Source organism: Acinetobacter sp. KB005, from assembly GCF_049949095.1.
Lineage (GTDB): Bacteria > Pseudomonadota > Gammaproteobacteria > Pseudomonadales > Moraxellaceae > Acinetobacter > Acinetobacter calcoaceticus.
In genome coordinates this window covers 3569829-3593945 of record NZ_CP188191.1, presented here as the reverse complement: position 1 = coordinate 3593945, position 24117 = coordinate 3569829, and the positions used below count along the sequence as shown (strand labels likewise).

19 protein-coding genes and 3 tRNA genes are annotated in these 24117 nt (G+C 38.2%); 7 read left to right on the top strand and 15 right to left on the bottom strand.

Annotated features, from left to right (window positions below):
* Positions 1 to 185: 185 nt before the first annotated feature.
* Positions 186 to 1988, bottom strand: a complete 1803-nt coding sequence (locus ACPF64_RS17195) for an aminopeptidase P family protein (RefSeq protein WP_426454752.1) — start codon at positions 1986 to 1988, stop codon at positions 186 to 188.
* Entirely contained in the window at positions 1985 to 3544 is a 1560-nt protein-coding gene (locus tag ACPF64_RS17190) for a peptide MFS transporter (protein WP_426454750.1), read from the bottom strand. Before ACPF64_RS17190 ends, ACPF64_RS17195 begins: the two co-directional genes overlap by 4 nt.
* 818 nt (positions 3545 to 4362) lie before the next feature.
* Here ACPF64_RS17190 and glnA point away from each other — a divergent pair.
* From glnA to ACPF64_RS17165, 5 genes are all read left to right on the top strand, one after another.
* Positions 4363 to 5778, top strand: coding sequence for a type I glutamate--ammonia ligase (gene glnA, locus ACPF64_RS17185; RefSeq protein WP_003650573.1), 1416 nt, complete (start codon positions 4363 to 4365; stop codon positions 5776 to 5778).
* A 126-nt stretch (positions 5779 to 5904) separates the two neighbouring features.
* Complete coding sequence (locus ACPF64_RS17180) at positions 5905 to 6414, top strand: chorismate--pyruvate lyase family protein (protein ID WP_017387947.1); 510 nt, start codon at positions 5905 to 5907, stop codon at positions 6412 to 6414.
* Complete coding sequence (gene ubiA / locus ACPF64_RS17175) at positions 6411 to 7289, top strand: 4-hydroxybenzoate octaprenyltransferase (protein ID WP_005039137.1); 879 nt, start codon at positions 6411 to 6413, stop codon at positions 7287 to 7289. The genes ACPF64_RS17180 and ubiA overlap by 4 nt, the downstream gene beginning before the upstream one ends.
* Positions 7290 to 7403: 114 nt before the next feature.
* On the top strand, positions 7404 to 8741 hold the full coding sequence (locus tag ACPF64_RS17170; RefSeq protein ID WP_426454747.1) for an alpha/beta hydrolase family protein: 1338 nt from the start codon (positions 7404 to 7406) through the stop codon (positions 8739 to 8741).
* 106 nt (positions 8742 to 8847) lie between these two features.
* Positions 8848 to 9048, top strand: coding sequence for a hypothetical protein (locus ACPF64_RS17165; RefSeq protein WP_426454745.1), 201 nt, complete (start codon positions 8848 to 8850; stop codon positions 9046 to 9048).
* A 10-nt stretch (positions 9049 to 9058) separates the two neighbouring features.
* Here ACPF64_RS17165 and ACPF64_RS17160 read toward each other — a convergent pair whose 3' ends face one another.
* The 6 genes from ACPF64_RS17160 to ACPF64_RS17135 all read right to left on the bottom strand — a co-directional run bounded on the left by ACPF64_RS17160 (position 9059) and on the right by ACPF64_RS17135 (position 11653).
* A complete protein-coding gene (locus ACPF64_RS17160) occupies positions 9059 to 9502 on the bottom strand; it encodes a DUF2726 domain-containing protein (protein ID WP_416658539.1) in 444 nt (147 codons plus the stop codon).
* 56 nt (positions 9503 to 9558) lie between these two features.
* Positions 9559 to 9634 (bottom strand) — tRNA-Asn (locus ACPF64_RS17155).
* A 181-nt stretch (positions 9635 to 9815) separates the two neighbouring features.
* A tRNA-Asn gene (locus tag ACPF64_RS17150) sits at positions 9816 to 9891 on the bottom strand.
* A gap of 8 nt (positions 9892 to 9899) precedes the next feature.
* Positions 9900 to 9975, bottom strand: a tRNA-Asn gene (locus ACPF64_RS17145).
* Between the two features lie 147 nt (positions 9976 to 10122).
* A complete protein-coding gene (locus tag ACPF64_RS17140) occupies positions 10123 to 10749 on the bottom strand; it encodes a superoxide dismutase (protein WP_003650584.1) in 627 nt (208 codons plus the stop codon).
* 145 nt (positions 10750 to 10894) lie between these two features.
* The gene (locus ACPF64_RS17135; protein WP_426454742.1) at positions 10895 to 11653 is read right to left on the bottom strand and encodes a Nif3-like dinuclear metal center hexameric protein; all 759 of its coding nucleotides are present in this window, start codon (positions 11651 to 11653) and stop codon (positions 10895 to 10897) included.
* Between the two features lie 194 nt (positions 11654 to 11847).
* Between ACPF64_RS17135 and ACPF64_RS17130 the strand changes: the two genes are divergently transcribed.
* Positions 11848 to 13023, top strand: coding sequence for a S1C family serine protease (locus ACPF64_RS17130; RefSeq protein WP_003650588.1), 1176 nt, complete (start codon positions 11848 to 11850; stop codon positions 13021 to 13023).
* 42 nt (positions 13024 to 13065) lie between these two features.
* Here the strand turns inward: ACPF64_RS17130 and ACPF64_RS17125 are convergent, their stop codons facing one another.
* From ACPF64_RS17125 to ahcY, 6 genes are all read right to left on the bottom strand, one after another.
* Positions 13066 to 14304, bottom strand: coding sequence for a multifunctional CCA addition/repair protein (locus ACPF64_RS17125; protein ID WP_080027522.1), 1239 nt, complete (start codon positions 14302 to 14304; stop codon positions 13066 to 13068).
* 91 nt (positions 14305 to 14395) lie between these two features.
* Positions 14396 to 16666, bottom strand: coding sequence for an NADP-dependent malic enzyme (locus tag ACPF64_RS17120; RefSeq protein WP_017391939.1), 2271 nt, complete (start codon positions 16664 to 16666; stop codon positions 14396 to 14398).
* Positions 16667 to 16903: 237 nt separating this feature from the next.
* The gene (locus ACPF64_RS17115; protein WP_426454738.1) at positions 16904 to 19756 is read right to left on the bottom strand and encodes a putative bifunctional diguanylate cyclase/phosphodiesterase; all 2853 of its coding nucleotides are present in this window, start codon (positions 19754 to 19756) and stop codon (positions 16904 to 16906) included.
* Between the two features lie 134 nt (positions 19757 to 19890).
* Positions 19891 to 20613, bottom strand: a complete 723-nt coding sequence (locus ACPF64_RS17110; protein ID WP_056481200.1) for a 16S rRNA (uracil(1498)-N(3))-methyltransferase — start codon at positions 20611 to 20613, stop codon at positions 19891 to 19893.
* Between the two features lie 18 nt (positions 20614 to 20631).
* The gene (gene metF / locus ACPF64_RS17105) at positions 20632 to 21468 is read right to left on the bottom strand and encodes a methylenetetrahydrofolate reductase [NAD(P)H] (protein ID WP_426454736.1); all 837 of its coding nucleotides are present in this window, start codon (positions 21466 to 21468) and stop codon (positions 20632 to 20634) included.
* 74 nt (positions 21469 to 21542) lie between these two features.
* Complete coding sequence (ahcY, locus tag ACPF64_RS17100; RefSeq protein WP_209734059.1) at positions 21543 to 22925, bottom strand: adenosylhomocysteinase; 1383 nt, start codon at positions 22923 to 22925, stop codon at positions 21543 to 21545.
* Between the two features lie 223 nt (positions 22926 to 23148).
* Between ahcY and ACPF64_RS17095 the strand changes: the two genes are divergently transcribed.
* Positions 23149 to 23685: a cysteine peptidase family C39 domain-containing protein gene (locus tag ACPF64_RS17095; protein WP_426454733.1), complete on the top strand. Its 537-nt coding sequence runs from the start codon at positions 23149 to 23151 to the stop codon at positions 23683 to 23685.
* A gap of 38 nt (positions 23686 to 23723) precedes the next feature.
* On the opposite strand, the gene ACPF64_RS17090 is transcribed toward ACPF64_RS17095, so the two are convergent.
* Positions 23724 to 24107 carry a carboxymuconolactone decarboxylase family protein gene (locus ACPF64_RS17090; protein ID WP_003650604.1) on the bottom strand — a complete coding sequence of 128 codons (384 nt, stop codon included), beginning with the start codon at positions 24105 to 24107 and terminating at the stop codon, positions 23724 to 23726.
* Between the last annotated feature and the right edge of the window lie 10 nt (positions 24108 to 24117).

Below are 24117 nucleotides of genomic sequence, written 5' to 3'. Positions count from 1 at the left end.
CTAAGCGGCTAATATAACAAAAAATGAAGTGACCAGTTTAACTATTTCATTCGTTAGAAATTTGCTAAAAAAGTCAGCTTTAAATTGATATTAGATCTGTTAAGAAACAGAGATATGTGCAACTAGGGCAGAATCGGCTTTTTCATTAGAACTAAAAAGTATTCTGCCTTAGTTAGAAGAAAGGGTTAAATAGCTCTAGTGTTGTAAATTAGCCAGTCCAATACATCTCCAGATAAATGTTCAGCTAGTCTTTCTTGAACCATTTGGTGATAGGTATTTAGCCAGTCTTTCTCTTCATTAGTTAGCATATCAACAACAATACAATCTAAATGGATTGGGCAAAGCGTAAGTGTTTCGAACTCCAAAAATTCACCATAAGTTTTCTCAAACCCAGAGTGAAGACGGTTTGCCACCAGATTCTCAATGCGAATACCGTATTGTCTCTCATGGTATAAGCCCGGCTCGTTAGAAAGAATCATTCCTTCACGTAATTTGCTGTAAGCATGAACTGGCGCGTAATAAGAAAGTATTTGTGGCCCTTCATGTACGTTAAGCGCAAAGCCTACACCGTGACCTGTTCCGTGGCGATAATCTAAACCATGTTGCCATAAGGTATGGCGGCAAATTGAATCGAGTAGCGGTGCAGCTAAACCTTCTGGATAAATGGTTTTTGCCAAAGCAATATGACACTTTAAAACCAAGGTATAGTCACGTTTTTGTGGTTGCGTTGGCGTCCCTACAGGAACTACACGAGTAATATCTGTTGTTCCATTTACATATTGCCCACCCGAGTCAATCAGCAATAATCCATCGCCTTCAATAAATGAATAGTGCTCCTCAGTTGCGCGGTAGTGAGGTAGAGCGCCATTGGCATTAAAGCCAGCAATTGTAGAAAAACTTGGCCCTATAAACCCATCTTGCTGAGCACGGAAAGCTGTAATTTTTTCATCAATCGTTAGTTCTGAAATGTTTTCACGATGATGAAGTGCTTTTTCTAGCCAGTGGAAAAAGTGGCAAAGGGCAACACCATCTTTAACCATTGCATGTCGGATATGAGCTATTTCACTTTCATGCTTACGTGATTTAAATAGCGTACTTGGGTTGATGTCGTATACAACCTGAATATCTTTTGCGATGGCTTGTTCATGAAAAATCGATACTTTGGCTGGATCTAAAAGTATAGAGGCATCAGAAATATTCGCTAAAAATGTTGCTGTATCTTCGTAGTTGCGAATCTCAATACCATCAGCTTTAAAAGCTTGTTGAATGGCTATATCAACTTTGTCCGCATCAATGAAAAGAACAGCTTGTTTTTCACTAATATATAAATGAGACAGAAAAACAGGGTTGTATTCTACATCTTGTCCACGTGCATTTAGGACCCATGCAATATCATCTAAAGATGAAATGAAGTGACCCTTAATATTCTTGCTATGTAAAGTTTCACGAATAGCCTGAATTTTTTCTTTACGAGAGAGGGCGTTTAAACCTTCAGGCATTAAATGAATTTTATTTGATGGAAGCTCAGGGCGATCAGACCAGATGGCTCCAATTAAATCTTGTTGAGTTTCGAGTTTATAGTTGTTAAGTCTTGCAGTATGTTCGAGTGCCTTAAATTGTTGAATCGAAAGTGTTTGGCCGTTTACTGTAATTACTGAGGCTTTATTTAGATTTTTTTCAATCCAAGCTAGATGTGTTGATGATTCATCACTGGTCAGTTTTTGAAGTTCAAATCCCGTTCCGACAAGCTGTTGCTCGGCTTGTACCCAATAGCGTCCATCTGCCCATAGGCCTGCAAACTTTTGGGTTACCACAAGGGTACCAACAGAACCGCTAAAACCACTAAGCCATTGTCTTGCTTTCCAATAGTCTGGTAAATATTCTGACATGTGTGGATCGGCACTCATGATGACTAACGCATCAACATGCTGGTTAAGCATGAGTTCACGAAGTTTCTCTAGCTTTTCTTGAACAGTTAAATTGGTCATATGGTTTCCAAGTCAGGTTGAACTTTACTGGTACTTTTGTTCATTAATCTATAAATAGGTTTCTTTAATAAAAATAACACGATTGCGCCAATCACTAACGCCAAAACACATCTCATAAAGAGGGTAGGTAAATGATTAATGCCATCTGCCGATACATGTCCTCCAATCAACCCTGCTATCAGATTACCTAAAGCTGAACCAGTAAACCACAGACCCATAATTTGACTGCGGATGACATCAGGTGCAAGTTTAGTCATGGTTGATAAGCCAATCGGGCTTAGGCAAAGTTCACCTATGGTAAGAAAAAATAAAGTACCGACTAACCAAAATGGTGAAACTGCCCCGCCATTAATAGCAAAATGACTGGCAAGAGACATGAGCAAAAAGCCACCTGCTGCGAATAACAATGCAATAATAAATTTGCTGATATAGCTTGGGTCTTTATTTGATTTACCCAGTCTAGCCCATAGCCAAGCTGCAACTGGTGCAAAAACAATAATAAATAGGGCATTGATTGATTCAAACCATACAGTTGGGATCTCAAATCCGAAAACAATACGGTCCGTATAATCTTGTGCAAATAAAGTAAAAGTTGTGGGCTTTTGCTCAAAGGCAGACCAAAATAGCGCAGATGCTGCTAATAAAACAAAGCAAATAATAATTTTAAATTTGTCATGCTGCTCTAAATTCAGGAAAAGTAGTAAATATGCAAAATAAGCAATAATCCCAATACCAATCCCAACTGTTAAATAAGTTGCTACCGCGACTGGATTGATATGAATGACACCAAAGAAGGTCAGGGCAATAACGACTGCGACAGATAGTAAAAAGGAAAAAGCAATTTTTGGCGCATTTTTATTTTCAACAATTGGTTTATTCCAATTGTCATTTTCTTGACGCAACTGATTAAAAGCTTGTAGCTGTGGAATAGCGAATACACGAAAAATAAGTAATGCAACTAACATCCCAAGGCCACCTATGCCAAAACCTAAGTGCCAGTTATGATCACGTGCTAATAAGCCTGTAAGAAGAGGAGCAATAAAAGAACCTATATTAATTCCCATATAAAAAATGGAGAAGCCAGCATCGCGTCTATTATCTTGGGCTTTATATAATGTTCCGACAATCACTGAAATACAGGTTTTAAATAACCCCGAACCAATAACAATAAGAACTAAACCGAAATAAAAAAAGAATTGATCAAAGATAGGAGTAAGTGCAATCGATAAATGACCTAATGCAATAATGATGGAACCATACCAGACAGATCTTGCTTGGCCTAACCAGTTATCGGCAATCCAACCGCCTAAAACGGTCATTAAATACATAGAGCCGGCAAATAACCCTACAATTGCAGCTGCGGTAGGACGATCAAGCCCTAAACCACCATCATTGACCATCGCAACCATGTAAAGAACCAATAAGGGACGAATTCCATAGTAAGAAAACCGTTCCCACAGTTCAGTAAAAAATAAAGTTTTTAAGGGTTTTGGATGGCCGAAAAAAGCTGTGTCGCATTGTTCGAGTTCATGCTTCATTTCAAATCCTTTGAACATATTTGTAGTTAAATAAACCAAACTTTTAGTTTGTTTAATTATAAAAAAAAGTTATGTTTTATTTTTTAGTTTTTTTTAAATTGAAAAGCAAGTTGGTCATGTATAAAAAAGGTATATAACAAATGGTAAAAAATGAAAAAGTGAAAATTATATTGTGAAAAGCTAAGCTATCAGATTATTACGCACCAAAGCTGATCAAAACTTGCCTCATAGCAGAGAGCTCCATAAGGAAAATAAGAATTAAGTTGTTTTTAACGAGCCTTAAAAATAGAAGTGTTGTAAAAAAGAAAAATAATTTCAGAAAACCTCAGTATTTTAATGGGTAAGGTGTAACGTAAAAGATGACTTTTTTAATTTTTTTCAAAATTACTTTTCAAGGCAGTATTTACATTAAAACCTTTTTGGCAAAGGCATGAATAGGTGTGGGGTTCTGATCTAAAGGTTAGAATTTCATAAATCATCGTTTATTATTTTTTTATTCATTGTAATAAGAATGCCAGCTTGCTATATAAGAAAGTATTATGATCATGAATTACTGTTAGATATTGATGCGATGATTCATATTGGCGCAACAATTTTGCACTAAATTAGGGCGATTGCGGGCTATTCTTGTATGCCATAATTTGAAAATGTCTGAATATGGTGCATTTCACTATGCAAACAGTATAATGGGTTCAGGACAAGGGACCTAAATCATGGATAGTTATAAGCAATTCAATGTTTTAGGTAAGTCTTATAAAGTTGGTATGAGATTTGCTTTATAAATACCAGCAATTAACACGCACTTAACAAGTGCAACAAAATTTCATTGGAGCAAAATGAGCATGGCGAACAAGGTCCTTCAACTCATACAAGAAAGTGGCGCAAAATGGGTCGATTTTCGCTTTACTGATACTAAGGGTAAAGAACAGCACGTAACTTACCCAGCTGATTCTATTGATGAAGATACTTTTGAAGACGGTAAAATGTTTGATGGTTCTTCAATCGCTGGTTGGAAAGGCATTGAAGCATCTGACATGATTTTACGTCCAGATGCAGAAACTGGTTTTGTTGACCCGTTCTTTGCTGAACCAACTGTAGTTGTGACTTGTGACGTTATTGAACCTTCAACTGGTCAAGGTTATGAGCGTGACCCACGTTCGATTGCTCGCCGTGCAGAAGAATACTTAAAATCTACAGGTATCGGTGATACTGCATTCTTTGGTCCAGAACCAGAATTCTTTGTATTTGATGAAGTGAAGTGGGACATCGATATGTCTGGCGCTCGTCATACATTGATCGCTGAAGAAGCTGCTTGGTCTACTGGTAAAGATTACGAGTCTGGTAACTCTGGTCACCGTCCACGTGTTAAAGGCGGTTACTTCCCAGTTCCTCCAGTTGATTCTTCACAAGATATGCGTGCAGAAATGTGTGCAAAAATCGAAGACATCATGGGTCCTGGTCGTGTAGAAGTACACCACCATGAAGTTGCTTCTTGCCAATTAGAAATTGGTGTGAGCTTCAATACACTTGTACGTAAAGCTGACGAAGTTCAACAATTCAAATATGCTGTTTGGAACGTTGCGCACCAATATGCAAAAACTGCAACCTTTATGCCTAAACCAATGGTAGGCGATAATGGTTCAGGTATGCATGTTCATATGTCTATCTCTAAAGATGGCAAGAACTTGTTTGCTGGTGATGAATATGCAGGCCTTTCTGAAATGGCATTGTACTTCATCGGTGGTGTTATCAAGCACGCTCGTGCATTGAATGCGATCACAAACCCATCTACAAACTCATACAAGCGTTTGGTTCCTCATTTCGAAGCGCCAATCATGCTTGCTTACTCAGCGCGTAACCGCTCTGCGTCTATCCGTATTCCATACGTTTCTAGCCCTAAAGGTAAGCGTATCGAAGCTCGTTTCCCAGACCCAATGATGAACCCGTACTTAGGTTTCGCTGCATTGTTAATGGCTGGTATCGACGGTATCCAAAACAAGATCCATCCGGGCGAAGCTGCTGATAAGAACTTGTATGATCTTCCTCCAGAAGAAGAAGCAAAAATCCCAACAGTTGCTCATAGCTTAGATATGGCTCTTGAAGCACTTCAAGCAGATCACGAATTCTTGTTAAAAGGCGGCGTGTTCACTAAAGAAATGCTTGATGCATACATCGAACTTAAAACTGAAGATGTACGTCGTCTTAACACGACTACTCACCCAGTTGAGTTTGATATGTACTACAGCTTGTAATACGTATTTTCATAAAAAAGCCTGCTTATGCAGGCTTTTTTATTGCTTGGAATGTTGATTGAATTCTCTACGTTTTTTATCAAAAAATTGGGTTAAACTAAGTGCGAGTTTTCATGTGAGCAGATTATGCGTAAACGGCAACCAGTACTTAAACAGGAAAAGACTTTAAATCCTGAGTTGAAAAAATGGTTGTATGCGTCCGGTTCTCTGACTCAACAATTGACTGATCTTGGTGGTGGTCAATTCAGTGTAAAACCTTTTAAAGAACACTTTCAGCGTTTAACTTTTGCAGATAGCCAATGGATGAATATGCCTCATACTCACACCTCATGGGTGCGTGAGACTTATTTATATGGCAGTGAGGCAGAACCTTGGGTTAAAGCAAAAAGTATTTTCCCCATTCTAAGCCTACAAAAAAAAGCCCGCATATTTCAGCACATTGGTTCTACACCAATTGGATTTTTTCTATTTCAAAGAACGACACCTCTTTGTGACCGCCGTGTCATTCGTTTGCCAGAAGGGTGGACGCGACAAAGTTGCTATACTTGGCATGGGTGTAAATTTATAGTCCAAGAAACATTCTTACCAGCTTTCGAAGCTTTTCTACATCAGCAGCACGACAAGGAACTACTATGACGACTGCAACAGATACCACATGGCGTCAGCGTTTAGAAGCATACTATTATCTATGTCGATTTGATAAGCCAGTTGGAACAGAGCTGGTTTTTTGGCCAACTATGTGGGCACTTTGGGTTGCTGCAGAAGGAAGGCCACCATTGCATATTCTTTTGGCAATGGTCTTAGGTACAATTTTTATGCGTGCTGCTGGTTGTGCCATTAATGACTTTGCGGACCGTAAAGTAGATGCACATGTTGAACGCACTAAAACACGTCCATTAGCAACTGGGGTAATTCGTCCGAGAGAAGCAATATATGTATTTTTAGCTCTAGTATTTGCTAGCGCTTGTACCTTGTTCTTTTTACCTATAGCGACATTCTATTGTGCACTAGCTGGATTAGTTTTAGCGTTTATATATCCCTTTATGAAAAGATATACCCATTTACCACAAGTGGTTTTAGGTATGGCATTTTCTTGGGGAATTCCGATGTCATTTACTGCGATGGGTGAGCCTTTAGATATAACTTGCTGGCTTCTTTATTTTGGTAATCTAGCTTGGACAGTCGCTTATGACACTCAATACGCCATTACTGACCGTGAATATGATTTAAAGATTGGTGTGAAATCTACAGCTATTCTTTTTGGTCGATATGACATCCAGATTATTGCGCTTTTACAAGCAACCAGTCTTGTTTTGATTGGTTCGGCACTGTATTTAGAAAATATTTTATTTCCATGGGCGATCATTGCTTTGATTGTTGTTGCATTCGATTTTATATATCAAACAATTAAAACCAAAGACCGCAACCCTCAAGTCTGTTTTTGGGCATTCCGTCACAATCGCTGGGTTGGATTAATCATTTTTCTGGGAATATTTTTAAATTTCATATAGTAAAAATGACCGTAAGGTTGAAAAGTGTTCTATGCAGAGCACTTTTTTTATGTCTTAATATTTGTGCATAAAAATATGCGGAATAAATAACACATAACATAAAAAGGATATTTTATGAAACGGTCAAAAATTGCTTTAGCTATAACATTATCGGTTTCAACATTATTTCTTGCAGCATGTAATGACGATGATGATGACTATATTAGTGTGAACCCTAATAAAACTTATATTTCTGAAAAAGCCTATTCTAAGGATAGTTTAGACGGTGCTTCATCTATAAAAGTCATGACCTATAACATGGTCAATGTACAAGGGAAAACAGCAGAAGCAACCGCACTAGTAATGTTCCCTAAAATTGCTCAACCGAAAGATGGTTATCGCGTAGTGGTATGGGAACACGGCACTGTAGGTGTAGGAGACAGTTGTGCACCAAGCAATAATACGATTAATCCACGCTTCAAAATTTTAGCCGATACATTATTAGCTGCTGGATATGTGATTGTGGCACCAGATTACGAAGGTCTTGGTACAAAAGGAATCCATCCATATCTTAATTTAGCTAGTGAAGCTAAATCAGCATTAGCAGCTGTTAAAGCAGCAAAAGATCATTATGGTACTCAGTTAAATGGTGATTGGATGTCTGTAGGTCAGTCACAAGGAGGTCAGGCATCTATAGGTACTGCTGAATATGCAAATACAGATATAACATATAAAGGTGCGGTCGCAGGCGCACCTGCATCGAGCTTGGGTACAATTATTCTTGATGTGGCACCAAATGCATTAGCATTAATTGAGCAGCAAGAAATTGCAGGTAATGTAGCTTTAGATAAACGAGTATCTGTTGACTCTTATGCTACCCTGCTAGCTTATGCCGCTTTAACGGGTGTGGGTATTAAAGCGTATGAACCACGTTTTGAGTATAGAGATCTTTTCCAAACTAGAACAAAGTCTTTAGCTGAATTTGCGGAAGGAAGTACTGGAGAAAATGGTTTATGTTTAGATAGCGCTGATCCGAGTCTTAGTCTAATTAATAAATTTAAAGAAGATATTATTAGATTTATGACTGATAACCCAGATAAAAAAGTTATGGATTATCCTGGACTTGATGCTAATAGTTTTAAGTCAAATGAGACTGTTCAGAAATTTCTACTCGCAAGTCAGCCTGGTACAAAACGTTTAGATAAACCTGTATACATTGCTCAAGGTAAGCTTGATACCAATGTCCCTTATCCAATTACTCAAATGATGGTGGCTGGACTGGTAACTTTGGGTTCACCTAACATTAAACTAGATCTAGTAGAGAATGCGACACATACCCAAGCCATTGTTTGTAAAAATGCTGATATCTATCAATTTATACAAACGAATATGCCATCTAAGACAAATGCGGTTGTAGACCCATCGATAATTGATGCAAGTGGAAAACAAGAATGTACTGGAGTAGCACAATAATTTTTTGTATTTAAAATATTCAAGTTAAAAGGGTCCTAAAGAGGGCCCTTTTTTTGTTATATTGTTACACACCTTAAAATTGATGTCGTTCGAGTTTGAAGCATTTATGAGCCAGCAATCTGTTGAAAAAAAATCTGTTCCTTGGTTATTAATGGGATTAGGTTTACTTATTCCTTTTCTAATTATTGGTATTCTCTTCTTTGCTGCAAAAAGTGATGCTAAAACTAAAAAACAATATGAGCAGCAACGTCTAGAAATGGCAAAAAGAATAGCCGAGAAAGAAGTAGCAAATTCTGAAAAGAAATAACAGGAGCTTTTTAATGAATATCCTTTTGTAGCTGACGTACCGTTGGAATATTTGTGTAACGTCTTACAGTGTAACCTGCTTCTGTGAGCATTTGATCGCGAATACGATCTTCTTCCGCTTTTTCAAGATGAGAAGGGTCATCTAGTTCAATAATGGCAATCACTTCCATCTTGTCGTTGAGCACAACGAAGTCGGTAACTTTTCGGTTGAACTGACTACGAATTTTATAGTCCTTACTGGTAATTAAAGCGCTAAAAGCCACTTGTGCTAAAACATGATAACTTGGAAAACTTTGTTTTAAGCGGATAAACATTTGAGTTTCAAAGTTGGTAATGACAGGACGAGCAAAGAATTTTTGTTTTGGAAATAAATAAGGGCGTAAACAAACAGCAAGAAAAATGCAGGTGCTGATGCAACCTAAAACAATAAAAAATAAGTGACTCGATTCGAACATGTGAAGGCATCATACAAATAAAAACCCACTCATGATGAGTGGGTTTTTAAGAATCTTGGCTCTCCAACCTGGGCTCGAACCAGGGACCTGCGGATTAACAGTCCGTCGCTCTACCGACTGAGCTATTGGAGAATCTGGAAAAGGATTTTAGGCAGGAAAGGGGGCGGGGTCAAGTCTTAATAACGGAATTAGTGAGAATATCTAATCGTTTGGTTTAAAAATATTCGAAACATTGATTTTATTAACAATAATAGAAAATTATTAAATGATGAGAAAAGAAAAAACCCGCAATGAATGCGGGCTTTTAGAATCTTGGCTCTCCCACCTGGGCTCGAACCAGGGACCTGCGGATTAACAGTCCGTCGCTCTACCGACTGAGCTATGGGAGATTAGTAGATGGCTCTCCAACCTGGGCTCGAACCAGGGACCTGCGGATTAACAGTCCGTCGCTCTACCGACTGAGCTATTGGAGAATCTGATGCGCATTTTATGGATGAAATCTAAAGGCGTCAATAAGAATATTAAAGAAAATGAATCGTTTGCTTGATTAATATGCTTTTAAGGTACTAAAAATAAAAAAACCACCCAAAATAGGGTGGTTTTTTTATAAAGAAATAAAATTATTTCTCTACACCAGCTGGTTGGCCTGCAAGTTTTGCATTTGCATAGTCCCAGTTCACAAGGCTTTCTAAGAAAGTTGCGATGTATTTAGGACGTAGGTTACGGAAATCGATGTAGTAAGCATGTTCCCATACGTCAATTGTTAATACAGCAATTTGACCATGTGCAAGTGGAGTGTCTGCATTAGAAGTTTTAGTAATAGATAATTTACCGTTTACTTCATCAGCAACTAACCAAGCCCAGCCTGAACCGAATTGAGTTGTTGCAGCAGCAGCAAATTCTTCTGCAAATTTTTCGTAGCTACCAAAAGCTTCTTCAATTTTAGCAGCGATTGCGCCAGTAGGCTTACCACCACCATTTGGCTTCATAGAATTCCAATAGAATGTATGGTTCCAAACTTGAGCAGCGTTATTGAAAATACCAGCTTTAGATGCATCACCAGCAGTTGCTTTGATGATTTCTTCTAAAGTTTTACCTTCAAGGTCAGTCCCTTTGATTAAGTTGTTTAAGTTAACAACATAGGTATTGTGGTGTTTATCGTGATGGTATTCTAAAGTTTCTTTACTAATATGTGGCGCTAAATCATCATAGCCATATGGAAGTGCAGGTAAAGTAATGGTTGTCATGTTCCTATTCCTTGCATTTGCTGGGTTATACAATTAAGTGGCTCTATTGTAAATGATTCTGTTCACAATAGGGCATCGTTTTAAAGAACTATACACAATAAAGATCTAATTAATACGCATAACACAGATTGAAAAAAAGACTTAATTAAATCGGATTATTCAATTCAAAATATTCGGCTTCAATTGCAAACTGCTTTGAAATTGCTTGTGCTAAACGTTGAACTCCATAACGTTCAGTTGCATGATGACCACACGCAAAATAGTGAACTCCTAATTCTTTTGCTTCATAGAAAGTTCGTTCACTGACTTCGCCTGAAATATAAGCATCGCAATTTTGCAAAGCCGCTTTAGCAATAAAATCTTGAGCACCACCTGTACAAAAGCCTACTTTTTGAATGCTTTGTTTTCCTGCTGGTAAATGAATCACTTTAAAATCAAAGCTATCTTGTAATTTTGCTTTAAACTTTTCAACAGAAACAGCTTGCTCTAAATATCCAATATTTCCAATTGGATGTTTTTCGGCTAAATCGAGTGGTTCTAAATGGTGTAAGCCCAATTTTTCTGCAATGGCTACATTGTTACCCAAACTTGGATGTGCATCTAAAGGTAGGTGGTAAGCCACGAGTGAAATATTATTTTGAATGAGTTTTTTAATGCGGTTGCCTCGCATCCCTGTAATTGGGTACGGTTCGCCTTTCCAAAAATAACCATGATGTACGAGTAATAGATCGGCATCCTGAGCAATAGCTGCATCAATCGCATCTTCGGAAGCAGTAACGGCACAAACGATACGTTTTACTTCAGTTGAACCTTCAATTTGCAGGCCATTTGGTGCGTAATCTTTAAATTCTGCTGCTTTTAAGGTTTGGTCGCACCACTGAATAATTTCATGCAAATTCGCCATGATATTTCCTGAATTGAGTAGTAAATAATTGCTAAAGCTATAGAAACATATTTTGTTGTGTAACTAAAGCTAGACAAATCTTTTTTGAGTTTTTTATGTATATCGACATATTTAATTTAAAATGCTTAACTGAAAACTCTTTTTGTTCAATATATTAATTTAATTAAAAGCTTCTTTGCGTAGAGGATATGAACGTGCGCCGCACCTTTACATGGTTACCTTGGGTGTTACTTATTATTGTAATTGCCAGTTTTATTGCATGGCAAAAATACCATCAGCCGAAACCAACTGTTGCAGTTGATGGGGTGCAAATGCCTGCCGAAAAAGTTGAACCACTGGTTGATACTTCACGAGCGGGCGGGGTGGTGTCTTATAGTGCTGCGGTAAAAGTTGCAGCGCCGGCAGTTGTTAATATTTTTACGACCCAGAAAATTAAACAAAATCATCCATTGTTAAGTGATCCAGTATTCCGCGAATTTTTTGGAAATCAGGTTCCTGAACAACAACAGCAAAATGAAAATAGTTTAGGCTCTGGGGTTATTGTTCGTGCTGATGGTTATATTCTTACCAATAATCATGTGATTGCTCAGGCTGACCAAATTGTAGTTGCATTGCGTGACGGACGTCGTGCAGAAGCAACTATTGTTGGAACAGATCCTGATACGGATTTAGCCGTAATTAAAATCGATTTAGATAAATTACCCGTGTTGCCATTTAAGCTCAGCGGTAATGAAGTGGGTGATGTTGTCTTAGCGATTGGTAATCCATTTGGCGTAGGGCAAACGGTAACTCAAGGTATTATTTCTGCTACTGAGCGCTCTGATTTAGGCATCAATACCTATGAAGATTTCATTCAAACAGATGCTGCAATTAACCCAGGTAACTCAGGCGGAGCTTTAATTGATGTCGCTGGTAACCTAATTGGGGTAAATACCGCTATTTTCTCGCAGTCAGGCGGCTCTTTAGGTATTGGTTTCGCAATTCCAGCTAAAATTTGCCAACAAGTATTAAACTCGATTTTGAAAGATGGTCGTGTTGTACGTGGATGGTTGGGCATTAGTCTAGTACCGCCTACACAAGAAGATGTATTAGCACCAAAACAGCAAATTGGTGTAGTTGTTGCTGATGTTTTGAAAAACGGGCCAGCAGCATCTGCAGGAATTAAAGTTGGTGATAAAATTATTCAGGTGAATAATGAATCAATTACCTCAGCTTCTCATTTGATTAATTACGTTGCATTACAAGCGCCTAATAGCGAAATTAATGTGGTGGTTGAGCGAGCTGGGAAGCAAGAAAACTTTGTGGTAGCAGTTGGGGAAAGAAAAAACCAAAATACACAATCTCAATATATACCACTGCCTAAACAGTAAAAACAAAAAAGCCTCGTAATGAGGCTTTTTTATTGGCTTAAATTAAGAATGTGTGGGTGTTTGATGTTGATGTTTGAACTCAGTTAAAGCATCAATGCGACATTGAATTAACATTTCACCAATTTCAGCACCCTTAATGTTCTCGGGTAAGTCCTGAACTTTAATAGAGCGAACCACTTGCATTGCATCTAACATATACTGAGCTTGAGGATAGGGGCGATCTTCTAAACCTAGTCTTCCTCTAGCATCACACTCACACGCCTGTACAAAAGCTTCCACTCTCTCAGGGCGACGTAATACATCTAAACGCTGTAATAAACGCCATACCGTTCCGGGTTTTAACGACATAATCTGATGGCATTTTAGATGTTCTTTACAAACCGATAATGCCAACTGTCGAGTTTGAGTGGGAACCTTTAAACGTTCACATAATTCGGTAACGGGTTTCACTCCGCGTTCTTCATGCATGATATGGCGAGGAAGTTCGTTAACAGGCGTTAATGCTTTACCCAAATCATGTACTAAAACAGCAAACCGAACATCAAGCGAGTAGTTTGACTTACACGCTTGCTGTAAAGACATTAGGGTATGTATGCCGCAGTCTACTTCTGGGTGATATTCTGGGCGTTGTGGTACACCAAACAAGGCGTCAATTTCAGGGAAAAGATGTTTTAAGGCACCGCAATCACGTAGTGTCTGAAAATAAATATCTGCATGATCTTCTAAAAGCGCACGCGAAGTCTCTTTCCACACACGTTCTGGTGTTAATGCATCAAGTTCACCTGATTCAGCCATTGTTTGCATCAGTTGTAAGGTTTCAGATGCAATATGAAAACCATATGGAGAATATCGAGCTGCAAATCGCGCCACACGTAAAACACGTAAAGGATCTTCAGCAAAAGCTTCTGAAACATGTCGTAAGGTTTTATTTTCTAAATCAGTCTGACCACCATAGGGGTCATATATTTTGCCATCTTGATCCATTGCTATGGCATTGATGGTTAAATCACGGCGAATTAAATCTTCTTCTAAACTTACTGTGGTATCGGTAAAAAACTGGAAACCGTGATAGCCCTTACCGGACTTTCGCTCAGTACGTGCAAGTGCATATTCTTCTTTAGTTTTAGGATGAAGAAACACAGGAAAATCTTTGCCTACAGGTTGAAAACCTTGGGCGAGCATATGTTCAGGCGTTGCTCCGACCACAACATAATCTTTTTCTTGATAGGGATGCCCAAGTAGAGAATCTCGGACGGCACCGCCTACTAAATACACTTGCATGAAAAAACCTCTATTCTTCAAGCAATCATGCTACAGAATAGAGGTTTTCTCAAGTCATTAGACAGGCTTTTCGTAAAAAGCTCTTTCTAAATTACTTTTCTTGTTGTTGGATTTCCGCAACAGTTAAAGCAGTCATATTGATAAGACGACGAGTCGTTGCTGTCGGTGTCAAAATATGAACAGGTTTTGCTGCGCCAAGCAAAATTGGACCAATAGTAACGTTGTTACCAGAAGTCGCTTTCAACAAGTTAAATGAAATATTTGCTGCATCTAGGTTTGGCATAATGAGCAAGTTTGCAGAACCTTTAAAACGTGAACCAGGGAATGCAAATTGACGAATATTTTCGTCTAATGCTGCATCACCATGCATTTCACCTTCAACTTCAAGCTCAGGAGCTTGCTCAGATAAAATACGATAAACTTCACGCATTTTTTGAGCACTTGAATCAGTTTGGTCGCTACCAAAGCTTGAATGAGAAAGCAGTGCTACACGTGGAGTAATACCAAAACGACGTACTTCTTCAGCTGCCAAAATAGTCATTTCAGCAAGTTGTTCAGCAGTCGGGTTAGTGTTTACATAGGTATCTGCGATAAACAAGTTGCGATCTTCAAGCATTAATGCATTTAACGTGAAGAAGTTATTCATGCCTTCTTTAAGACCGATAACATTGCGTACAAAGTCAAGGTGAATGTTATAGCTACTGTAAGTACCACATAACATACCGTCTGCTTTACCGAATTTAACCAGTAGAGATGCAATTAACGTTGAACGGCGGCGAGCTTCACGTTGAGCATATTCAACAGTGATGCCTTTGCGTTGCATTGTTTGATAGTAATCTTTCCAAAACTCTTCATACATCGGGTTTTGTTCTTGATCTACAATCTCAATGTTTACGCCATGTTGTAAACGTAGGCCTAATTTTTTGATATTTGCTTCAATTACAGCAGTACGACCTACTAAAATTGGTTTAGCTAAATCTTCATCAACAGCAATTTGTACTGCACGTAATACGCGTTCGTCTTCACCTTCCGCATATGCAATGCGCTTTGGATCAGCTTTTGCTTGAGCAAAAATTGGCTTCATCAAGAATGCAGAGTTATATACAAACTCAGACAATTTTTGACGATACACAGCGAAATCTTCGATAGGACGAGTTGCTACACCTGAGTCCATTGCAGCTTTAGCAACAGCTGGTGCAATTTCTAAAATTAAACGTTGATCAAGTGGGCGTGGAATTAAATAGTCACGACCAAATGAAGCAGATTTTTCACCATATGTTGCGGCATCAGCTTCAACATGAGCCATACGTGCAATTGCATGTACACATGCAATTTTCATGTCTTCATTAATCGTAGTTGCGCCAACATCAAGTGCACCACGGAAAATGTATGGGAAACATAATGCGTTGTTTACTTGGTTTGGATAGTCAGAACGACCAGTTGCCATAATGACGTCAGAGCGTACTTCATGTGCATGTTCAGGTAAAATTTCTGGATCTGGGTTTGCCAAAGCAAAAATAATAGGGTTCTCAGCCATCTGTTTCACCATTTCTTTGGTGAGAATACCAGCAGCAGAAAGACCTAAGAACATATCAGCGCCAGCCATTACTTCATGAAGCTGAGATGCTGAAATATCTTGAACATAACGTTTTTTAGATTCGTCTAAGCCTTCACGTGAAGTGGTTAATAGACCACGAGAATCGGCAACAATGATATTTTCTTTTTTAGCACCAAGCGCACAAAGCAAGTCTAAACATGAAAGTGCTGCTGCACCTGCACCTGAAGCTACGATTTTGATTTCTTCAATTTTCTTATTTACAAGTTGCAATGCATTGAGCAAAGCTGAACCTACAATAATACTTGTACCATGTTGATCGTCATGGAATACAGGAATCTTCATACGTTCACGAAGTTTCTTTTCAATATAGAAACATTCAGGCGCTTTAATATCTTCGAGGTTGATACCACCGAAAGTTGGCTCAAGAGAGGCAACGATATCTACAATTTTATCTGGATCGTTTTCTGCAATTTCGATGTCAAATACATCTACACCAGCAAACTTCTTGAAGAGAACGCCTTTACCTTCCATTACAGGTTTAGAAGCCAATGGGCCAATATTACCTAAACCAAGAACAGCAGTACCGTTAGTGACTACAGCAACCAAGTTTCCGCGCGCTGTATATTTAGCAGCAGTTGATGGATCACGTTCAATCTCTAAACATGGCGCAGCAACTCCGGGTGAGTAGGCTAGAGCCAAATCTCGTTGGTTGACAAGTTGCTTACTTGGGGTGACGCTGATTTTCCCTGGGTTTGGATATTCATGGTAATTTAAAGCGGCCTGTTTTAAAGATTGATCGTCCATCTGAGTCTCTATTTGATACAAAAAAGCAAACTAGTCAAATCACTCATTCAGGGGAAGGCAACTCGGTTCTGTTACTATGCTTTAATTTTTATCAATTAAGAGAATAGTAGACGAATTGCCAATAGCCCTGTAGTGAGCTAAATGCTAAAGAATATAACACTACTTCTTTATTTCTCACAGTCAAAAACGCTCATTTTTGGAAAAAGCAGCATATGTAAAAATAGTCTGTGAGAACCATTAAGAAATAGGCGAATCTGTTTGTAGATAAGGGATAATCTGCTCAGCCGGGATAGGACGACTAAAGAAATAGCCTTGTAAAAAATCACATTGCTGTTTTTGTAGATAGGCAACTTGTTCCTCTGTTTCTACACCTTCGGCAACCAGTTTAAGACCCATACTTTTACCCATCGCAATCATGGCATTTACAATGGCTTCTTGCTTGTGATCACCAATTTTAGAAATAAAAGCACGGTCAATTTTTAATACATCAATTGGGTATTCTGTCAGATACGCTAAAGATGAATAGCCTGTACCAAAGTCATCAAGCGCAATTGAAATATCTCGTTGTTTTATTGCATGTAATAACGTTTTTACGTTATCGGTATTGTCCAAGAGGGCTGACTCAGTAATCTCAAGTTCAAGATCTGAACCTTGTATATTGTATTTCTGCAAAATTTCATCAATATCATTGAGTAATAAGCCTCGATGTATTTGCTGGGCAACAATATTTACAGAGACTTGAATGTTTGTATAGCCTTGGCTTTTCCATTCTTGTAATTGTTTTCCAACTTTATCTAAAACGACTTTACCAATATCCGAAATCAGGCTACTACGCTCAGCAAAAGGTATAAACATATTTGGCATGACTAATCCTTTTTCGGGATGTTGCCAGCGAATTAATGCTTCAAAACCTATAATTGATTGATCTTGTAGATTGATTTTTGGCTGGTAATAAATGACAAATTCATCATTTTGAATGGCTTTACGTAACTCTTGCTCTAAATCGGCAGATTTATACGAGTGAGTTGTTTGATTGCAATAGTAAGAAATGGTATTGCCTCCTAAGCGTTTTGCTTCTGAAAGTGCTTGTTCTGCATGATTGTTTAGATGATCAATTTGTCGTCCATGCTCAGGAAAGCATGCTACGCCAATAGATGCGGTAATGAAATATTCTTGATTATCAATATAAAAAGGGGCATTGAGTGCCTGCAAAATATTTTGGCAATATTGTTCAATATTTGGATGAATTGGGGAAATTTCATAAATAATTGCAAAATCGTCACTATTTAAATAGGCAACTAAAATTGCATTAATATTGATTAAGCGTAATCGTTGTGCAAACTGTTTAAGAAGTTCATCACCACTATCATTATTTAAAAATTCATTAAAAGCTCTGAAACGGTCAATGTTTACTCGTATTAATGCTAAGTTTTTAATGTTATATGATGGATTTACAAGGTATTGATGAAGTTGGTTATAATAGTAAAGACGATTAGGCAAGTGAGTGAGGCTATCGTAATTTTTTAAATAGGATAGATGCTGTTCCTGACGTTTTTGCTCAGAGAGGTCCCTTGCAAATCCAATATAATTTGTAATTTGATTGAACTCATCTTTGACTACATTGATGTGTAACCACAAATATACGCTTTTGCCAGAACTAAACTTTTCGTCAAATTGGCCCATATATTCTCCAGTTTCGAGGAGCTGTTGGGTAATTGAGCTATGAAATTGTTGTTGTAGTTCTTTTTGATTAATTGTAATGCTAAATAACTCTTTATTTAGGAGTTCTGATTTAGAAAATCCGGTTAATTTTTCGTAGTAAGGGTTAATATCAATATAGTTCAGGTGTTCATCTAAAATAAATATGCCTTCTGCAGCTTGCTCAAGCACAATTGCCGATAGTCTTAAGTGTTCTTGATCTTTTTTCTCTTGATGTATATCTCGGGTCATACCAACCATGCGAAGCGCTTTTTGTGTTTTAGGATCTCTTGTAATGACACGGCCTACATCATGAATCCATCGCCAAGAACCATCACGACGTAAAATTCGAAAATTGACATTAAAATGATCTGTAATTCCTTCCAAATGTTGTTTCAAGCGCTCGTCAAAAAGCTTTTTATCACTTGGATGTATGCGGTCTAAAATGGTATTGAGATGAATAATGGTCGTCTGAGTTTGTTTTTGTTGATCGAAAAACGTAATTTCTAATTTTTGATTTTCAATATCCCAGTCCCATGGCCGAATGCCAGCCGTTTCATGTGCAAAAGCTAAATTGTAGTGATGGCTTTCGAGTTGCTCATTCATTTTTGTGAGATCGTAAGTTCGTTCACGTACCTTTTGCTCAAGTAAATGGTTATTAAATTGGAGCTGGGCTTCAATATCTTTAGATTTATTCACTTCTTGTTGAAGTTGCACACATAATTCTTCAGCCCACTGAGTGTGTTGATCTGAAATTTGAACAAGCTGTTTATTTTTTAATAATAGTTTAGAAATCTTTTGATAGTTACGTTGAGTTGCGTATGCGCAGAGTACTGTAGCCACGAAAGCTATATTATAGGCGAAATAAAAAGGTAGCTGAGCAATGGGAGTATGTGTAAATTGAGCGATTAATAGGGGTAATGTACTGGGAATGAATAAAAGATAAAAGTATCGAGGTTGTTGCGTTAAAAAAGTCAGGCCAATGATATGGGCAGAAGTGATAAACAAAGCAATTAAAATATGAGCATCTGGTAACGAAACTAACTCTTGAGGAAGATAGAAGTGAATAACTGTAACGGTTATCCCTAATAAAATTCCTGAAATAAAACAAATACTTTGTAATATAAGATCAGCTTTTTTAATAAAATTAATAGTACGATAGTGGGTTAAAATATTTGGAACGAATAATAGACAGATAAAAGATGCAATAGTGAGGCCGATAGACCAGTTAAATATGGTTATTGAAGATGAAAAATAATAAGAAAAAATAGCATATGAGATCAGACATAACAGTATTAAGCTAATCAAATACCAGCGTATATATTGAATTGAAAGTTTTAGCTGCTCAATTTTTGTTTGATGCTGTAAATATTCTTCCTGAAGCCCGGACATAAGATTTTTCTATCCTATTTTTTTACATATATACAGAAAGAATCTGATTTATCAGTGATAAAGAATTTGAAATTTTATTCATACAATAAAAGTAAATTAACTTTAAATAACGATTTAATCAATGTTCAATGAACTTAGGTTGATAAAAACCGATAATTTAAAATAGATAAGGCAACGACAGGTGCGGTTTCTGTACGTAAGACACGGTCACCAATACACCAATTCATAAAACCAGCTTGATTGGCTTGAGTAATTTCATTTTCACTTAAACCGCCTTCTGGGCCAATCAATAAGGCAAGTTCAGGTTGTATGCCTGCTAATACATCTTTTTGTTCTTTTTCTGGCGCTAACACAAATTTTGAAGCGGGAAGCTGAGTAGAGCTTAACCATTCACTTAGAGAAATGGGCGCTAACACTTCTGGAACGATATTAAGACCACATTGTTCACAAGCAGCAATTGCAACAGCTTGCCAGTGATCTAATTTTTTTTGATCTCGGTCGTATTTTAAGCGCATTTCACAGCGCTCACTTGTAAGCAACTGAATTTGACTTACTCCAAGTTCAGTTGCTTTCTGAATGGCGTAATCCATTCGGTCACCTTTACTCATGACCTGACCCAGAACAGCTTTAAATGGGGCACTACGGTTAGTAGGGTTAAAACTCTCAATCGTGACAAACGCATTTTTTTTATTAATTTCGGTTAGTGTAGCGAGATATTCGCCATCTCGACCATTAAAGAGAGTGGCTTGTTCTTGTAATTGTGCACGTAAAACACGCACCCAATGATGAAATACTGTTTCTGTCAATTGAATTGTTGAGCCAACAGCAAGTTCAGTTTCGATAAAAAAACGATTCATTGGGTACGCCTTACAAAATTAATTTAAACCAAGATCAACGACGAGTTGACGAGTTGGTTCGACTTGATTCATTGAATAGAAATGTAAGCTTGGTGCACCACCTGCGATCAAGCGTTCACATAGCTTCACAACAACTTCATGACCAAAAGCTTTAATACTCTCACTGTCATCGCCATAGGCTTGTAATTGCTTACGGATCCAGCGAGGAATTTCTGCACCAGTACCATCAGCAAAGCGAATTAAGTTGCTGGCATTGGTAATAGGCATGATGCCAGGAGCTACCGGAATATTAACTCCAGCCTTTTCTAAGCGCTCAATAAAATAAAAGTATGAGTCTGGATTAAAGAAGAATTGAGTAATTCCTGCATTAGCACCAGCTTGTACTTTTTCGATAAAACGTTGGATATCTGAATCAAGGTTCTCAGCTTGAGGGTGCATTTCTGGATAAGCTGCAACTTCAATATGAAAATGATCACCTGAATGCTGACGAATGAAACGTACTAAATCTTGAGCATAAGGAAGTTCGCCAAGTCCGACTTGACCAGACGGCAAATCACCCCGTAAAGCGACAATACGGTTAATTCCTTGCGCTTTATAGAGGTCGAGTAACTCAGCAATACGCGCTTTATCATCACCAATGCACGAAAGGTGAGGTGCAACTGGCGTACCTTTGCCATTGAAATCGTCAATTGCAGCAAGAGTACGTTCGCGAGTAGAACCACCAGCACCATAAGTAATCGAGAAGAAATCTGGATTTAATAGTTGTAATTCTTGATGAACAATACGAAGTTTTTCAGCACCGGCATCAGTTTTTGGTGGGAAAAACTCAAAAGAAATGGGTATACATTTAGTCATGTCAAATCCTTGTAAACAGCGAAACAATATTTTTAGAAAAAAGGGCAGTCGGTTCACCGTCTGCCCTTAAGTTCTTAGTATTTGTAAGCGTCAGACTTGAATGGTCCCTCAACAGCAACACCTAAATAGCCAGCTTGCTCTTGAGTTAATTGAGTAAGTACACCACCAAAACCTGCAACCATTGCTGCAGCAACTTCTTCGTCAAGTTTCTTAGGAAGAACTTCTACACGAATTTTTGCAGCTTTTTCGTTTGCAGGAAGGTCAGCAAATTTCTCTTGGAATAAGTGAATTTGACCTAAAACTTGGTTAGCAAAAGAACCGTCCATCACGCGTGATGGGTGACCAGTTGCATTACCAAGATTTACAAGGCGACCTTCAGAAAGAAGAATGAGGTAGTTATTTTCATCTTCAGAACGATAAACTTGGTGAACTTGTGGCTTAACTTCAACCCACTTGTAACCACGTAAATAAGCAGTATCAATTTCTGTGTCGAAGTGACCGATGTTACATACAACTGCACCAGCTTTTAAGCTATCTAACATTGCAGCATCACATACGTGGTAGTTACCAGTAGTAGTTACAACAAGGTCAGTATTGCCAAGTAAGTCTTGGTTAATATCTTCTTTTTTGCCTGTTTGTACGCCGTTTTTGTATGGAGATACAACTTCATAGCCGTCCATACATGCTTGCATTGCACAAATTGGGTCAACTTCAGTTACACGAACGATCATGCCTTCTTGACGTAAAGATTGAGCTGAACCTTTACCAACGTCACCATAACCGATCACAAGCGCACGGCGGCCAGACAAAAGCATGTCAGTTGCGCGTTTGATTGCATCATTTAATGAGTGACGGCAACCATATTTGTTGTCGTTTTTAGACTTAGTAACAGAGTCATTTACGTTGATTGCAGGTACTTTCAAAGAACCGTCTTTCCACATTTCGATAAGACGTTGAACACCTGTTGTGGTTTCTTCAGTAATACCGTGAATACGTTCTAAAAGTGCAGGGTATTTGTCATGAACAAGAGCAGTTAAGTCACCGCCATCATCCAAGATCATGTTGGCATCCCAAGGTTGACCATTAACATTAATTTGTTGTTCAAGGCACCATACATATTCTTCTTCAGTTTCACCTTTCCAAGCGAAAACCGGAATACCACGAGCAGCAATTGCAGCAGCAGCATGGTCTTGAGTCGAGAAAATGTTACATGAAGTCCAACGAACTTCAGCACCTAATTCAATAAGCGTTTCAATAAGAACCGCTGTTTGAATGGTCATGTGGATACAACCAAGAATTTTTGCACCAGCAAGTGGTTTAGAGGCTGCATAACGTTTACGTAAACCAATTAGAGCTGGCATTTCTGCTTCAGCAAGTTTGATTTCTTTACGACCGTAGTCAGCAAGTGAGATGTCAGCAACTTTATAATCTGTAAATGAAGCATTAACCGCGTTCATCAGGATCTCCTAGGGAAAAAATAGTATGGATCGTTCTGTTCGCGGATGCCGTTGTTGGTTAAAAACGAGCGTTTAACCGATTGTCGAGCCTGGCAAATTGATCTTTAGTGCCGATCACTTGTCGCAGCATCCCTCGACTAGCGAAACATTGTACTTGGAAAAGCTTTTAGTGCCAATCGAGTTTTGTTTATTATCTGCTTAATTACGACTTTAGATTTAAATTATGGCCTTAAATATTCCCGAATCTTTGGCAAACCTCGAAGCGAATAGCGGTGTTTTTGCGGTTTGGATGGTACTTCGGCATCATGGGGTTCAAATTGATATTTCCGAGCTGATTCAAATTTGTCGATATGATGAAGACGGCACCTATACAATTGCCTTGGCTGTTGCTTTAAAAAAATTTGGGTTTGATGTGTCATTTTATTCGGATAAAGATCCAAATATTAGCCCAAGCGAACGTATGAGTTATAAAGAAGCAAATGTATTGAAAATACCAACGGGCCCAGCGTTAAGCTATCAGGATATTCAAGCTACAATTCAAAATGGAAAAATGGTGATTGTGTATTACGACACTTTAGAGGGTGTCGGAAATCAGTCACTCATTTATTCTATAGATCAAAATGAAATCTGCTTTTTTGATAGTTTTGAACCGATGTCAGCGGCAGTCTTTGAAAAACAACGTCAAGTGGAAGGAATTTGTCGTCAGGTTATCGTGATTGATGATCGTAATTTTCAGATGCATTCAATCAAATTGAATTAGATAAAAAAGAGCCAGTAGAGTGCTGGCTCATATTAAAGTTATTTTTGTTGGTATTCTTGGATCACTTCTAAAGCCGCTCGAAAGGCTTCTTGAGTAGCAGGGGCACCGCAATATGGCAGACTATGCAATAACGTTTCTTGAATTTCTTCAACTGTACAACCATTGTTGAGAGCACCACGAACATGGCCTTTGAGTTCAGTTGGTGACTTAAGTGCAGTTAACATTGCCAAAGTAATTAATGAACGATATTTACGCGGCAGCACACCTTCACGCTGCCAAGTAGAACCCCATGCATGTTCATTAATCCAGTCTTGTAAAGGCTGGGTAAAGGGTACGGTATTTTCTTGGGCACGTTTTACAAAAGATTCTCCCATCACTTCTGTGCGAACTTTTAATCCATTTTCGTAATCTTGCTTAGACATTAATTTCTCC

What these genes read in the sequence shown, in the direction of transcription:
- ACPF64_RS17195 (WP_426454752.1), bottom strand. Translation starts at nt 1,988, where the DNA reads ATGACCAATTTAACTGTTCAAGAAAAGCTAGAGAAACTTCGTGAACTC.
- ACPF64_RS17190 (WP_426454750.1), bottom strand. Translation starts at nt 3,544, where the DNA reads ATGTTCAAAGGATTTGAAATGAAGCATGAACTCGAACAATGCGACACA.
- glnA (WP_003650573.1), top strand. Translation starts at nt 4,363, where the DNA reads ATGAGCATGGCGAACAAGGTCCTTCAACTCATACAAGAAAGTGGCGCA.
- ACPF64_RS17180 (WP_017387947.1), top strand. Translation starts at nt 5,905, where the DNA reads ATGCGTAAACGGCAACCAGTACTTAAACAGGAAAAGACTTTAAATCCT.
- ubiA (WP_005039137.1), top strand. Translation starts at nt 6,411, where the DNA reads ATGACGACTGCAACAGATACCACATGGCGTCAGCGTTTAGAAGCATAC.
- ACPF64_RS17170 (WP_426454747.1), top strand. Translation starts at nt 7,404, where the DNA reads ATGAAACGGTCAAAAATTGCTTTAGCTATAACATTATCGGTTTCAACA.
- ACPF64_RS17165 (WP_426454745.1), top strand. Translation starts at nt 8,848, where the DNA reads ATGAGCCAGCAATCTGTTGAAAAAAAATCTGTTCCTTGGTTATTAATG.
- ACPF64_RS17160 (WP_416658539.1), bottom strand. Translation starts at nt 9,502, where the DNA reads ATGTTCGAATCGAGTCACTTATTTTTTATTGTTTTAGGTTGCATCAGC.
- ACPF64_RS17140 (WP_003650584.1), bottom strand. Translation starts at nt 10,749, where the DNA reads ATGACAACCATTACTTTACCTGCACTTCCATATGGCTATGATGATTTA.
- ACPF64_RS17135 (WP_426454742.1), bottom strand. Translation starts at nt 11,653, where the DNA reads ATGGCGAATTTGCATGAAATTATTCAGTGGTGCGACCAAACCTTAAAA.
- ACPF64_RS17125 (WP_080027522.1), bottom strand. Translation starts at nt 14,304, where the DNA reads ATGCAAGTGTATTTAGTAGGCGGTGCCGTCCGAGATTCTCTACTTGGG.
- ACPF64_RS17120 (WP_017391939.1), bottom strand. Translation starts at nt 16,666, where the DNA reads ATGGACGATCAATCTTTAAAACAGGCCGCTTTAAATTACCATGAATAT.
- ACPF64_RS17115 (WP_426454738.1), bottom strand. Translation starts at nt 19,756, where the DNA reads ATGTCCGGGCTTCAGGAAGAATATTTACAGCATCAAACAAAAATTGAG.
- ACPF64_RS17110 (WP_056481200.1), bottom strand. Translation starts at nt 20,613, where the DNA reads ATGAATCGTTTTTTTATCGAAACTGAACTTGCTGTTGGCTCAACAATT.
- metF (WP_426454736.1), bottom strand. Translation starts at nt 21,468, where the DNA reads ATGACTAAATGTATACCCATTTCTTTTGAGTTTTTCCCACCAAAAACT.
- ahcY (WP_209734059.1), bottom strand. Translation starts at nt 22,925, where the DNA reads ATGAACGCGGTTAATGCTTCATTTACAGATTATAAAGTTGCTGACATC.
- ACPF64_RS17095 (WP_426454733.1), top strand. Translation starts at nt 23,149, where the DNA reads ATGGCCTTAAATATTCCCGAATCTTTGGCAAACCTCGAAGCGAATAGC.
- ACPF64_RS17090 (WP_003650604.1), bottom strand. Translation starts at nt 24,107, where the DNA reads ATGTCTAAGCAAGATTACGAAAATGGATTAAAAGTTCGCACAGAAGTG.